The sequence below is a fragment of the Pseudoalteromonas sp. Z1A8 genome, from assembly GCF_011378855.1.
In the GTDB taxonomy this organism is placed as follows: domain Bacteria; phylum Pseudomonadota; class Gammaproteobacteria; order Enterobacterales; family Alteromonadaceae; genus Pseudoalteromonas.
The window spans coordinates 1-12,339 of record NZ_WTLB01000015.1; the positions used below are offsets into that span (position 1 = coordinate 1).

At 39.6% G+C, this 12,339-nt stretch carries 13 protein-coding genes; 2 read left to right on the forward strand and 11 right to left on the reverse strand.

Annotated features, from left to right (window positions below; translation table 11 throughout):
* Positions 1 to 438 precede the first annotated feature (438 nt).
* The 11 genes from nqrM to GQR55_RS07760 all read right to left on the reverse strand — a co-directional run bounded on the left by nqrM (position 439) and on the right by GQR55_RS07760 (position 10,593).
* Positions 439 to 651 carry a (Na+)-NQR maturation NqrM gene (nqrM, locus tag GQR55_RS07710; protein WP_007376137.1) on the reverse strand — a complete coding sequence of 71 codons (213 nt, stop codon included), beginning with the start codon at positions 649 to 651 and terminating at the stop codon, positions 439 to 441.
* Positions 652 to 752: 101 nt separating this feature from the next.
* The gene (locus GQR55_RS07715; protein ID WP_166420123.1) at positions 753 to 1,784 is read right to left on the reverse strand and encodes an FAD:protein FMN transferase; all 1,032 of its coding nucleotides are present in this window, start codon (positions 1,782 to 1,784) and stop codon (positions 753 to 755) included.
* Positions 1,785 to 1,892: 108 nt separating this feature from the next.
* Positions 1,893 to 3,122: an NADH:ubiquinone reductase (Na(+)-transporting) subunit F gene (gene nqrF / locus GQR55_RS07720; RefSeq protein WP_166420124.1), complete on the reverse strand. Its 1,230-nt coding sequence runs from the start codon at positions 3,120 to 3,122 to the stop codon at positions 1,893 to 1,895.
* A 19-nt stretch (positions 3,123 to 3,141) separates the two neighbouring features.
* The gene (gene nqrE / locus GQR55_RS07725; protein WP_166420125.1) at positions 3,142 to 3,750 is read right to left on the reverse strand and encodes an NADH:ubiquinone reductase (Na(+)-transporting) subunit E; all 609 of its coding nucleotides are present in this window, start codon (positions 3,748 to 3,750) and stop codon (positions 3,142 to 3,144) included.
* 10 nt (positions 3,751 to 3,760) lie between these two features.
* Positions 3,761 to 4,393, reverse strand: coding sequence for an NADH:ubiquinone reductase (Na(+)-transporting) subunit D (locus GQR55_RS07730; RefSeq protein ID WP_007584891.1), 633 nt, complete (start codon positions 4,391 to 4,393; stop codon positions 3,761 to 3,763).
* On the reverse strand, positions 4,393 to 5,145 hold the full coding sequence (locus GQR55_RS07735) for a Na(+)-translocating NADH-quinone reductase subunit C (RefSeq protein WP_166420126.1): 753 nt from the start codon (positions 5,143 to 5,145) through the stop codon (positions 4,393 to 4,395). Before GQR55_RS07735 ends, GQR55_RS07730 begins: the two co-directional genes overlap by 1 nt.
* The gene (locus GQR55_RS07740; protein ID WP_166420127.1) at positions 5,138 to 6,340 is read right to left on the reverse strand and encodes an NADH:ubiquinone reductase (Na(+)-transporting) subunit B; all 1,203 of its coding nucleotides are present in this window, start codon (positions 6,338 to 6,340) and stop codon (positions 5,138 to 5,140) included. Before GQR55_RS07740 ends, GQR55_RS07735 begins: the two co-directional genes overlap by 8 nt.
* A 4-nt stretch (positions 6,341 to 6,344) precedes the next feature.
* Positions 6,345 to 7,688 (reverse strand): Na(+)-translocating NADH-quinone reductase subunit A, encoded by a 1,344-nt coding sequence (locus tag GQR55_RS07745; protein ID WP_166420128.1) that lies wholly within the window; start codon positions 7,686 to 7,688, stop codon positions 6,345 to 6,347.
* Between the two features lie 629 nt (positions 7,689 to 8,317).
* Positions 8,318 to 9,511, reverse strand: a complete 1,194-nt coding sequence (gene fabV / locus GQR55_RS07750; protein WP_166420129.1) for an enoyl-ACP reductase FabV — start codon at positions 9,509 to 9,511, stop codon at positions 8,318 to 8,320.
* Positions 9,512 to 9,615: 104 nt separating this feature from the next.
* On the reverse strand, positions 9,616 to 9,927 hold the full coding sequence (locus GQR55_RS07755; RefSeq protein WP_165728481.1) for a BolA family protein: 312 nt from the start codon (positions 9,925 to 9,927) through the stop codon (positions 9,616 to 9,618).
* A gap of 54 nt (positions 9,928 to 9,981) precedes the next feature.
* Positions 9,982 to 10,593, reverse strand: coding sequence for an alpha-ketoglutarate-dependent dioxygenase AlkB (locus tag GQR55_RS07760; protein WP_166420130.1), 612 nt, complete (start codon positions 10,591 to 10,593; stop codon positions 9,982 to 9,984).
* 42 nt (positions 10,594 to 10,635) lie between these two features.
* Between GQR55_RS07760 and GQR55_RS07765 the strand changes: the two genes are divergently transcribed.
* A complete protein-coding gene (locus GQR55_RS07765) occupies positions 10,636 to 11,778 on the forward strand; it encodes a methyltransferase (RefSeq protein ID WP_166420131.1) in 1,143 nt (380 codons plus the stop codon).
* A complete protein-coding gene (locus GQR55_RS07770; RefSeq protein ID WP_166420132.1) occupies positions 11,779 to 12,339 on the forward strand; it encodes a YajG family lipoprotein in 561 nt (186 codons plus the stop codon).

Below are 12,339 nucleotides of genomic sequence, written 5' to 3' on the forward strand. Positions count from 1 at the left end.
AAAAACAACTCAAATACAGTCACCACCGAATTTGAGTTGCCTTTCACACTGACAACATCTTCACACACAATATAAAGATTCTTGGTATATATTACGTGGCATTGTAGGGGAAATAAAAACAACTCAAATACAGTCACCACCGAATTTGAGTTGCCTTTCACACTGACAACATCTTCACACACAATATAAAGATTCTTTTAAGCGAGGCCAACTTTGCCTCAAGCTATGACTAGAGCCTTGCTCTGTGTCTATGGTTAAACTTTAGAGTGTTAGCTCCAATTTGACAAACGAGAAAAATAAACCTAATAGGTGAAAAAAACTAAACTATAGACGTTTGTCTAATACATTAAGATTGGATTGCTTTGAGAACAAAGAATTTAAAGAGTTTTACAGACACAAAAAAAGCGCTATAAAGCGCTTTTTAATATTTAAGATAACTTAAATAATTTGGTTTTCTTTCCAGGCTTGTTCTTTAGCTAAACGGTTTTTGCGCTTATCACATGGATCATCGCAATCACAGGCTTTATCAATACCAACCGAACCCAAACCACCACAGCTACTTGCCATCGATTTTTTTTGCACGATCATACCAACGGCCATAGCCGATACTATCAAAATTAGTAAGCCAAAAGTAAGAAGAAAAAGTGACATTGCTTAGCCCCTATTGATCAGCAATTAATTAAACTCAAACATTTTTGAGCGACTGCTATTATATACCCAAATAACGCGGAAATAAACAAGCCAGCACCATACTATAAATAAGGTTTAAATGCAGGGCTTGAATAAGTAACTAAACCCTCTTCTGATTTACCTATTAAGTATACTGGTAAATCGTGCTCCTGAGCATATGCCTGCGCTTTCTCCATACCCATCACAGTAAGAGCAGTCGCTAAACCATCTGCCGTCATAGCACTTGGATTAAGCACCGTTACCGACACTAAGTCGTGCTTAATAGGCATGCCGGTTGCAGGGTCAATTAGATGCGTATAGATTTCGCCATCCATTTTATAAAAAATACGGTAATCACCTGATGTCGCTATCCCGTTTGTACCTGGCGATAAAACACGGTGTACCTTACGCTCTCCAGGTTGTGCATCTGGTTGTTCTATCGCAATTTTCCAATCCTGGTTATTTGGCTTTTCACCCGCTATACGTAGCTCACCACCAATCTCAACCATATAATTAGTAATACTGTGGCTTTCTAATAGCTGCGCTACTTTGTCGATACCGTAGCCTTTAGCCGTTGCTGAAAACGAAAGCTCTAGCCCATTAACTGTTTTAGCTAAACCCTGTTCATTTAAAATAAGCTTATCAATACCTATTTTTTCAACCATTTTAGTAAGCTCTTCATCGCTTGGGCGATTGGTTGGCTTTTTATCAGGACCAAAGCCCCATAAGTCAATTAAAGGTCCCATAGTTACATCAAGTGTTTTAGTTGATTCACCTAAGCGGATTGATTCGCTTATAACAGCCCTAAAATCGTCGCTAATTGGCATCACTTGATTTGCAGGTAATCTGTTAAATGTATTTATTTCAGAGTCTTCTATGTAAGTAGACATAGATTGATTTACATCTTTTAAAACAGCGTCTATTTGCAGCTGCAATTGTGAGGCCGATAACTGGGCTTGCTCATCATAATATTTAATATGATAAGTGGTTCCCATAGTCTTACCTTCTAAAAAGGTCTCTTTTGACTCTGGCTTTTCACCACACCCAGACAATAATAAAGTCAGCGTAATTAGTAAAAAGGCCATTATGCCTTGTGAAGTACTTACTCGATTCATAACAGCTCTACTTAATAGATTGAAAAATTAAAGAATAAAAAAAGCCTCGTAACACAAGTGCTACGAGGCTGGTATTTTAACCAAAACTAAACTGTTTTGGTATTAGTGTTAGCCACCGAAATCATCTAATAAGATATTTTCGTCTTCAACACCTAAATCTTTAAGCATAGTGATAACTGCCGCGTTCATCATTGGAGGACCACACATGTAGTACTCACAATCTTCTGGCGCTTCGTGATCTTTAAGATAGTTCTCAAATAACACGTTATGGATAAAGCCAGTGTAGCCTTCCCAGTTATCTTCAGGTTGTGGATCTGAAAGCGCTGTATGCCATACGAAGTTAGGATTTTCAGCCGCTAGGCCGTCAAAATCTTCTACGTAGAACATTTCACGTTCAGAACGTGCACCATACCAAAAGCTCATCTTACGTTTAGAGTGCAAACGTTTAAGTTGGTCAAAGATATGTGAACGCATTGGCGCCATACCAGCACCACCACCAACAAAGATCATTTCTGCATCTGTGTCTTTAGCAAAGAACTCACCAAATGGACCTGAAATAGTTACCTTGTCGCCTTTTGTAAGTGACCAAATGTACGAAGACATTTTACCACATGGCAAGCTTAGGTTTCTCGGAGGCGGAGCAGCAATACGCACGTTAAGCATAATGATGCCTTCTTCTTCTGGGTAGTTAGCCATTGAGTATGCACGAATAGTTTCTTCGTCTACTTTTGACTCCAGATCGAAGAAACCAAAATGGTTCCAGTCGCCACGATATTCTTCAGGAACATCAAAATCTGCATATTTAACATGATGAGGTGGCGCTTCGATTTGGATGTAACCACCCGCACGGAAAGGCACTGACTCATCACCAGGGATTTGCAGTTTAAGTTCTTTAATGAACGTTGCTTTGTTATCGTTAGAGATAACTTCACAATCCCATTTTTTAACACCGAAAATTGACTCTTCAAGTTCAATTTCCATGTCGTTTTTAACATTTACCTGACACGCTAAACGACAGCCTTCACGGGCTTCACCTTTAGATATGTGATCAAGTTCAGTTGGCAAGATATCGCCGCCACCTTCTTTAATGTGAACACGACACTGACCACAAGAGCCACCGCCACCACAAGCAGATGATACGAAAATACCTGACTCAGATAATGCACTTAAAAGCTTATTACCTGCTGATGTAGTAATGGCTTTGTCTTTATCGCCATTAATACCGATGATGATGTCACCGCTTGCAACTAACTGAGATTTAGCACCAATAATCACTAAAACTAGTAGTACAACGATAGCGATGAAAACACCAACGCCTAAGAAAATCTGATAATCCATGATTTATCCTCGCTACCCTTTACAGTGAAATACCAGAGAATGACATAAAGCCAAGTCCCATTAAACCAACAGTGATGAAGGTAATACCTAAACCACGTAAGCCGTCTGGCACGTCTGAATATTTCAGTTTCTCACGGATACCTGCAAGTAATGTAATTGCAAGCGCCCAACCAACACCAGCGCCAACACCATAAACAACAGACTCGCCGAAGTTATAGTTACGCTCAACCATGAATGATACCGCACCAAATATTGCACAGTTAACTGTGATAAGTGGTAAGAAGATACCTAATGCGTTGTATAGTGCAGGGAAAAACTTATCTAATGCCATTTCAAGAATTTGCACAAGTGCTGCAATAACACCAATGAAAGTTAAGAAACGTAAAAAGCTAAGATCTGCATCTGGGTAACCTAACCAAGTAAGTGAACCGGGTGCAAGTACCGCATGATAAACCAAGTTGTTAACAGGCACAGAAATACCCAATACAACTATAACCGCTATACCTAGGCCAATTGATGTAGTTACTTTTTTAGATACTGCTAAAAAAGTACACATGCCTAAGAAGAATGACAACGCTAAGTTCTCAATAAAAACGGCTTTTACAAATAAACTAATATAATGTTCCACTATTTTCCCCTTACGCTTTAGCTTCTACTTGGTCTTTCTTATAAGTACGAAGTACCCATATGAATAAACCAATGATGAAGAATGCACTCGGTGGTAAAATCAATAGACCCATAGGCTGATACCAACCGCCATCTTGTACTAATGGGATAATATCAACACCGAATAGTGAACCCTTACCGAATAGCTCACGAATGAAACCAACAGTAAGTAGTACTACAGAATAGCCTAAGCCATTACCAATACCGTCAAGAAAAGACATAATTGGTGGCGACTTCATCGCATATGCTTCAGCACGACCCATTACGATACAGTTAGTAATGATTAGACCAACGAATACAGAAAGCTCTTTTGCCGTAGCGTAAGAGAATGCCTGTAATACTTGGTCAACAACGATTACCAATGATGCAATAATTGTCATTTGTACGATGATACGTACAGATGATGGGATCTGGTTACGAATAAGCGAGATAAAGAAGCTCGAAAACGCGGTTACTAGTGTCAATGCAATTGACATGATTAACGCATTTTTTAAGCTAGACGTTACCGCTAGCGCCGAACAAATACCAAGTACTTGTAGTGCGATTGGGTTGTTAGCTAAAACCGGACCAAATAGGACCGCCTTCATTTCTTTAGTATCAGCCATTATTTCAATGCTCCTTTACGTACTTTCGCAAGGAAAGGGCCAAAGCCATTTTCGCCAGTCCAAAAGTCAACTGCATGATCAACACCGTTAGACGTTAATGTAGCACCTGAAAGACCATCGATCTTATGCTCATCATTGCCCGCAGTACCTTTAACAATTTGAATTGGAAGTTCTTTACCTTCCCATGTAGCAGTCCACTGTGGATTTTGGATTTCGCCACCTAGGCCAGGGGTTTCATTATGCTTGTAAAAGATAATGCTCTTAACTGTTTCGCCATCGCTTTCAAGCGAGATAAAACCATACATTAAGCCCCATAAGCCGTAGCCTTGGATAGGAAGAATGATTGCATCAACTGAGCCATCTTCTTTTTTAGAGATATACACCGGCGACTCTTTAGTCACACGTTGAATACCAGCAATATCTTTAACGCCTTTCTCTTTAAGAGAAACACTTAGCGCTGCATCATATTTGCTTTTTTCAAAGTCAAAGATTGTTGGGTCTGTATCTACAAACTCACCTGTAGTCATATTTACAACGCGCGCTTCGATTTTTGCATCAAATGTTTCTAAAACATTTTCAACTTTATCGATACCCGCAGCAGCCAAGATATTACTTTGAATATCTTTTTCTTTATTAGCTTGCTGTAAAGGACGAAGCTGTACAGAAGCAAACGATACAATAATTGCACACACTAAACATAGCGCAACAACTACTGCTAACGTTTTACCGATTGATTCGTTATTACTAGACATTACGTGCCAACCTCCGCTTAATATTAGCCTGCACTACAAAGTGATCGAACAGTGGAGCAAATAAGTTAGCAAATAAGATTGCTAGCATCATACCTTCTGGGAAAGCAGGATTCACAACACGTATCATAACCACCATAAAGCCAATTAATAGACCATATGCTAATTTACCTTTGTCAGTAAATGCAGCTGATACAGGGTCAGTAGCCATAAAGAACATACCGAACGCAAAGCCACCAAGTACTAAATGCCAATACCAAGGCATTGCAAATACAGGGTTAGTTTCTGAGCCAACAGCATTTAATATAAACGCAGTTGCTACCATACCTAGGAATACACCTAGTACGATGCGCCAAGAAGCGATACGAACGTAAATTAAGAACAAACCACCTACTAATAATGCAAGTGTAGATGTTTCACCTACAGAACCTTGAATGAAACCATAAAACGCATTCCACCATAATTCCATGTTTGCAAAATCAAGTGTGCCAGCAAATGCTTGGCCTAGCATAGTTGCACCAGAGAACGAATCTACTGCTGTCCATACTGTGTCACCTGAGATTTGAGCAGGGTATGCAAAGAACAAAAATGCACGGCCGGCTAAAGCAGGGTTTAAGAAGTTACGGCCAGTACCACCAAAGATTTCTTTAGCGATTACTACACCAAACGTAATACCTAACGCAACTTGCCATAAAGGAATCGTTGCTGGCAAAATAAGTGCAAATAACACTGAAGTAACGAAGAAACCTTCGTTAATTTCATGCTTACGCACAGAAGCAAATATTACTTCCCAAAAACCACCTACTGCAAATGTTACCGCGTAGATAGGTAGGAAGAAACATGCTCCATAGAACATCTTAGCGCCCCAGCCTGCATCAGCGGTTAATTCACCACCGAATAACTGGAACAAACCAACTTGCCACGTGTTTGCTAGTTCAAAACCTTGTGCTAAAGCACCTGCGGCCTGATGGCCGATATTGAACATACCAAAAAACATAGCTGGGAACGTCGCCATCCACACTAAAATCATCATGCGTTTTAGGTCGATGTTATCGCGTACGTGTGTCGCGCCTTTATTTACGTAGCCTGGTGTATAAAAAATAGTTGCAGCTGCTTCATACAGAGCATAAAACTTTTCATATTTACCACCGGCTTCAAAATTCGGCTCGATATCTTCTAGATATTTTTTTAAACCCATCTCTCTAGCCTTCCTTCTCGATCGTAGTTAAGCAATCGCGTAGGATAGAACCATACTCGTATTTGCCAGGACAAACGAAGGTACATAACGCTAAATCTTCTTCATCAAGTTCAAGCGCGCCTAATGAAATTGCACTGTCTAAATCACGCGCAATTAAGTCACGTAATAATAGAGTAGGCAAAATATCCAGCGGCATTACGCGCTCGTAGCTACCAATTGGTACCATGGCACGTTTTGAACCACCTGTTGACGTTGTCATTTTAAATAAACGACTCGGCGCAAGGTGAGAAAGGAATGTACGCGTTACAGAGAATTTATCACTACCTGGTGCAATCCAGCCAAACAATTCTTTTTCGCGACCTTCAAGTAAAACAGATACTTGAACGTGGTAACGACCTAAGAATGCATGAACACCGTTTGAAATAGAACCTGATAGAACAGAGCCAGAAATAACGCGGTTATCTCCGTCTTCTAGCTCACCAGCCACTAAATCATCCAATGAAGCACCTAGTTGTGTTTTCAATAAACGTGGGTTTTTAACGCGAGGACCTGCAAGCGAAATAACACGATTTGTGTAAATTTCACCAGTAAGGAATAAGTGACCATACGCAATAACGTCTTGGTAACCAATATGCCAAACTTGTTTGCTAACAGAAACTGCATCAAGATGATGGATATGAGTGCCAACGAGGCCAGCCGGATGCACACCACCAAACTCATGTACTTCTACTTGAGCTATAGATGAGCTAGGAACTTGGCTACCTGCTTTTTTACACACAAATACTTTGCCATCGGTCAAACGCGAAATAACAGCAAGACCCGCTTCAAATGCTTGCGCATTCTCGGCAATTATTACTGCAGGATCTGCAGCTAATGGGTTTGTGTCAGTTGCGGTCACAAAAATAGAACTAGGATTTGCATCCACAGCCGCTACTTTGCTAAATGGGCGAGCACGAAGTGCTGTCCATTGACCAGACTGGATAAGTACTTCTTTGGCTTTTTCACGCTCTAAGCTCGAAAGCTCGTCTGCTTTGAAAGAGTCAAAGGTGATTTGCTCACTGCCGTTAACTTCAATAACAACAGATTGCAGCACACGTTTAGCACCACGATTTATTTCTTTTACTGTGCCAGAAGCTGGAGCAGTAAATAGGACGCCTGGGTTCTTTTTATCTTCAAAAAGTACCTGGCCTTTTTTGACTTGGTCATCCACACGAACATGCATGGTTGGACGCATACCGATAAACTCTTCACCAAGCACAGCTACACGTTTGACAGCAGAACCGTCATGTATAACTTGCTGTGGCGAGCCCTCTAAGGGTAAATCCAGACCTTTTTTTATATTGATCATACGCACTTGCATTACATTAAAGGAAAGAAACTGAAAAATCGTATCAACCACGTCGCCATTTGAGTTATTCCAAGCTATATCAAGGTACAAAAGAGCAGCTTGCTAGATATATCAAACAAGCAACGTAGTAAAACTCATCACATATTGTCGAGATTTTAACATCATTTTAGATGACTATGCGAGTGTATTTATGAAAATTATACGACAGAAACGCTTATTTGGTTTTGTTAAGTGATTTTAATAAAAATCAAGTTAGACCAAAGTGGTAGCCTAAGCAATTATTGTTCCTGATTTCATCGTAAATTAAACAAATCGCATAATATAAAAAAAGCCACAATAGCGGCTTTTAATAACTAGGGCCTGTTGACCTTTCAGGATTAAAATTTGTTCAATCTAGGGGCTATTTAATCGCGGCGTGAGGTTTGTAACCTAGTGGGCTAAGTAAAAACCGAGCAACAAAGAGTAAATAGCCCCTAGGCAGAACCCTTTGGGCAGCGCATGTTTGGCATTTATTCCACGTTATCGCCCATTTATGGGGAATAACCACACTACATAGGCTCTGCCTTGCCTAAATACCAAACAGACTGCTGTAAATTCAACCTCGAAAGATAAACAGGCCCTAAGTTCTGTTAGTCAATCATATTAGCAATTGGCTTAACTGAATCGATATCTTGCTCGTAGTCAACACCGTCTATACCAAAACCAAATAAGCGTAAAAACTCGTTATGGTAACCAACATAGTCTGTTAGCTCATCAATACTGCTTGTATCAACACTATCCCATACAGCTTGTACGCGTGCTTGCACATCGTCCTCTAGCTCTTTGTAGTTTTGGAATAAATGTCCGCCGTCATCAAAACGAGGCGATGCACCATACAGGTTTTCACTAAATAATGCGTGAATTTGCTCAATAGTGCCTTCGTATGTGCCATCTGCTTTCATAACTTTAAATAAAGCAGAAATATATAACGGCATTATAGGAATAGCAGAACTTGCTTGGGTTACTACTGCATTAAGTGATGAAACATACGCCTCACCCTTTAAATTTTTTGTTGATTCTTTAATAGCAGCCGTTGCACGGTCTAAGTCTTCTTTAGCCTTACCAATAGTAGCGTGTCCGTATATTGGCCATGTTAACTCTTTACCAATATAAGTGTACGCAGTCGTTTTAAAGTTATCGGCTAATACATCTGCTTCTTTTAATGCGTCTATCCACATTTCCCAATCTTCACCACCCATTACTTTTATGGTGTTGTCGATATCGTCTTGATTTGCAGCTTCAACCGTAATTTCATCAATTTCACGCTTTGATGTATTTAAATTTTTTGTTGTTACAGCATTACCAATTGGTTTAAGTGTAGAAGAAAACACTTCACCAGTATTTGGATCAGTACGACGAGGAGACGCTAGGCTGTAGATAATACAATCTACTTTGCCCAAATCAGCTTTAATGGTGTCGATTGCTTTTTGCTTGATTTCGTTAGAAAACGCATCGCCATTAATATTTTTAGACCAGAGGCCCGCTTCGTCTGCTGCATCTTGAAAAGCAGCGGTATTGTACCAACCAGCAGAACCTGTTTTACGCTCTGTACCTTCTTTTTCAAAGAAAATACCTAATGTTTTAGCACCACCACCAAACGCAGCAGTAATGCGCGATGCCAAGCCGTAGCCTGTTGATGCGCCAATAACTAATACATTTTTTGGTGCGCTTTTTAATGCACCCTGTTGTTTTACATAGTTAATTTGTTCTTGAACATGCTCAGCACAACCAGCTGGGTGTGCGTTTGTGCAGATAAATCCACGAATTTTAGGCTTAATGACCATTGATCATCCTATATCTTTTACAATAAAAATTAGCGCTAGTTTAAAGGCTAATACTAAAAACACTGATCTGATCAGTTAAACACCGACCAAATTCCCTATTTATTTTAGTTAAGCTTTGAGCCGCCCATACAATTAGGAGAATCAGGCGCTTCACCGCCCTGCTCTGTATACTCGTCTGGTGTATATGTATGAATAGCGAGTGCATGAATATGATTTGCTAATTCATCTTTTAAAATTTCGTTAATTTCACGATGGCGTTGTAACAAGCGCTTACCCGCGAACTCTTCGCTAACTACTATAACTTTAAAATGTGACTCAGTACCGGCACTATGCATGTGACTTTCATTGATTACGTTTAAATGTTTACACGCAATGGCGCTGCTTATTTTTTCTTGGATCTGTTGCTGCATTGACATAAAAGACCATTTTAATTAGCTAATTTATAGGCTTACTATAACAAGTTAAATTAACTAACTAAATTGCTTTTGCTTAATGTGCTTAATAAATCGGTAAGTTAAACTTATTCGCGGGTGCGCAAGCGTTGTTTGCTTGGGTAGTGCATGTTGATAATCTCGTTGACTATCTCCATTCATTATTAGGCAACTACCGCTTTGTAACTTTAAGTCAGTCACTTTATTACTCGCTTTGTGCTTTAACTTTAAAACCCGATCAGCTCCTAGCGACACACACACAATTGTTGGTTTATCACCAAGCTCTATTTCATCATCACTGTGCCATCCCATCGTATCATTACCATCTCGGTAATAATTAACCAGTAGTGAGTTTAGAGGCTGGTTTAAATGTGCTTCTAAACGCTTTCGCATATTAAGTAACAATTCATCCCATGGTTCTACTATTTGCTTACTACTTGAATAGCCGTATTCAATATTTAAATCGCTCATGAAACATTGCAGCCGTGGAATGGGTCCAGTTTTGCCATAAACAGTTACATCGGGTTGCTGCCAATGAAGGTTTTTCTGCAAATAATAAAACAGATCGAGGCTTTTTTGCGCACTAAGTGCCCTACTTTGATAAGAAAAGCCATTTGGTAACTGTTGGGGGTTGGCGTTTTGCCGTTGCATGTTAGAATTTACCTACATTAGATTACTGATCAACGAACCATTATGACGACGCAAGCCCAGCTAGGCGATAAAACCTTTACTCTTGAACGCTTTCCATTGGATCAAAAAAACCGCAGCTTACAAGCGTGGGATTCGGCAGATGAGTACCTTATCAATTATGTTAACGAACATCACCCTGATTGTCGCTCATTGCTTATTCTAAACGATAGCTTTGGTGCACTTGCTTGTTATTTTAATAAGTTAACGGTTTGTTCAGTTAATGATTCTTATATTAGCCACCAAGCTGCGGCTTATAACTTACAAGAAAACAAATTGCCTACTACAGATTTTACACAAGTAGATAGTTTGTCGGCATTACCAGAAGACGTTGATTTAGTACTTATTAAAATCCCTCGTAATGTGGGTTTTTTACAGTTCCAATTAAGTGAACTTAGTGAAGTACTCGCGCCTGGTACACCAGTAATTGCGGCAGGTAAAACAAAAGAAATTCATAATTCAACAATAAAATCATTTGAACAATTTATTGGTGAAACAACAACAAGCCTAGCAGTTAAAAAGTCTCGCCTTATTTTAAGCACAGCTAAAGGCGGATATAAAGCAGCAGACTTCCCCATAACGTGGGAGCTTGAAGGCACAGAGTTTAATATAACAAACCATGCAAATGTGTTTTCGCGTGATTCGTTAGATATTGGTGCGCGCTTCTTTTTTAACTACTTACCAGAAACGCCAAAAGCTAAAAGTATTATTGATTTGGGCTGTGGTAACGGTGTTGTTGGATTAATGACGCTTGCTCAGTGTCCTAATGCATCAGTGACGTTTGTTGATGAGTCTTACATGGCAGTAGAATCGGCTCGGTTAAATGTAGAAATTAACCTAGGCGATAAGTTTGATAACTGTGAATTTATCGAAAATGACTGTTTAACGGGCTTTGAAAGAGACAGTGTAGATATGGTGCTTTGTAATCCTCCATTTCACCAAGCTCAAGCGGTTACCGATCACATTGCTTGGCAAATGTTTAAACAAGCAAAAGATACATTAAAAGAAGGCGGCGAACTGCGTATTATTGGTAATCGTCATTTAGATTATCATGATAAGTTAAATCGTATGTTCGGTAACTGTAAACTGCTAGGTTCAAACAAAAAGTTTGTCGTTTTAAGCGCAACTAAAAATAGTGGAATGCTATAAATGAAATTAACAAACATTATAATTGGGTGTTGTGTATTACTAATACTTGGTGGCTGCGCTAATCAGCCTAGCCAAGTAATACTCAATCCTGTTTATAAAAGCGGTCAGATAAGCACTATAAATAGTAGCTTAAGCACCAGTGTAATTGATTTACGGGGCGATACATCAACACTTAAACTTATTGAGTCAGACAAAACTAAAACCTTTGCAAGCCAAGGTCTTACTGAATCAGTTAAAAGTGTTTTAGACAGCGCCCTTAGCCGCAATGGTGCCAGCATTTCTAACTTAGCGACTGTGCGCTTTGAAGTAGATATTCATGCACTGCAAGCGGTAGTAACCGAAAAACTAGTGAGCCATACCAGCGAAGCGCATATAGAGCTTGGTGTAAGAGTTATTCGCGCTTCAAGCAACTTTAGTAAAGTGTATAGAGGCAGTGCTAATTTAGAAGGCCCATTTAGCCACGAGCGCGCTAAAATAGAAGGTCAGCTCAATAAGTTGACTGAGCAAATTATTACCCGCATTGTATCTGATCCTGAATTAATAGAATTTTTAGAAGGTTAA

What these genes read in the sequence shown, in the direction of transcription:
- nqrM (WP_007376137.1), bottom strand. Translation starts at nt 651, where the DNA reads ATGTCACTTTTTCTTCTTACTTTTGGCTTACTAATTTTGATAGTATCG.
- GQR55_RS07715 (WP_166420123.1), bottom strand. Translation starts at nt 1,784, where the DNA reads ATGAATCGAGTAAGTACTTCACAAGGCATAATGGCCTTTTTACTAATT.
- nqrF (WP_166420124.1), bottom strand. Translation starts at nt 3,122, where the DNA reads ATGGATTATCAGATTTTCTTAGGCGTTGGTGTTTTCATCGCTATCGTT.
- GQR55_RS07730 (WP_007584891.1), bottom strand. Translation starts at nt 4,393, where the DNA reads ATGGCTGATACTAAAGAAATGAAGGCGGTCCTATTTGGTCCGGTTTTA.
- GQR55_RS07735 (WP_166420126.1), bottom strand. Translation starts at nt 5,145, where the DNA reads ATGTCTAGTAATAACGAATCAATCGGTAAAACGTTAGCAGTAGTTGTT.
- GQR55_RS07740 (WP_166420127.1), bottom strand. Translation starts at nt 6,340, where the DNA reads ATGGGTTTAAAAAAATATCTAGAAGATATCGAGCCGAATTTTGAAGCC.
- GQR55_RS07745 (WP_166420128.1), bottom strand. Translation starts at nt 7,688, where the DNA reads ATGATCAATATAAAAAAAGGTCTGGATTTACCCTTAGAGGGCTCGCCA.
- fabV (WP_166420129.1), bottom strand. Translation starts at nt 9,511, where the DNA reads ATGGTCATTAAGCCTAAAATTCGTGGATTTATCTGCACAAACGCACAC.
- GQR55_RS07755 (WP_165728481.1), bottom strand. Translation starts at nt 9,927, where the DNA reads ATGTCAATGCAGCAACAGATCCAAGAAAAAATAAGCAGCGCCATTGCG.
- GQR55_RS07760 (WP_166420130.1), bottom strand. Translation starts at nt 10,593, where the DNA reads ATGCAACGGCAAAACGCCAACCCCCAACAGTTACCAAATGGCTTTTCT.
- GQR55_RS07765 (WP_166420131.1), top strand. Translation starts at nt 10,636, where the DNA reads ATGACGACGCAAGCCCAGCTAGGCGATAAAACCTTTACTCTTGAACGC.
- GQR55_RS07770 (WP_166420132.1), top strand. Translation starts at nt 11,779, where the DNA reads ATGAAATTAACAAACATTATAATTGGGTGTTGTGTATTACTAATACTT.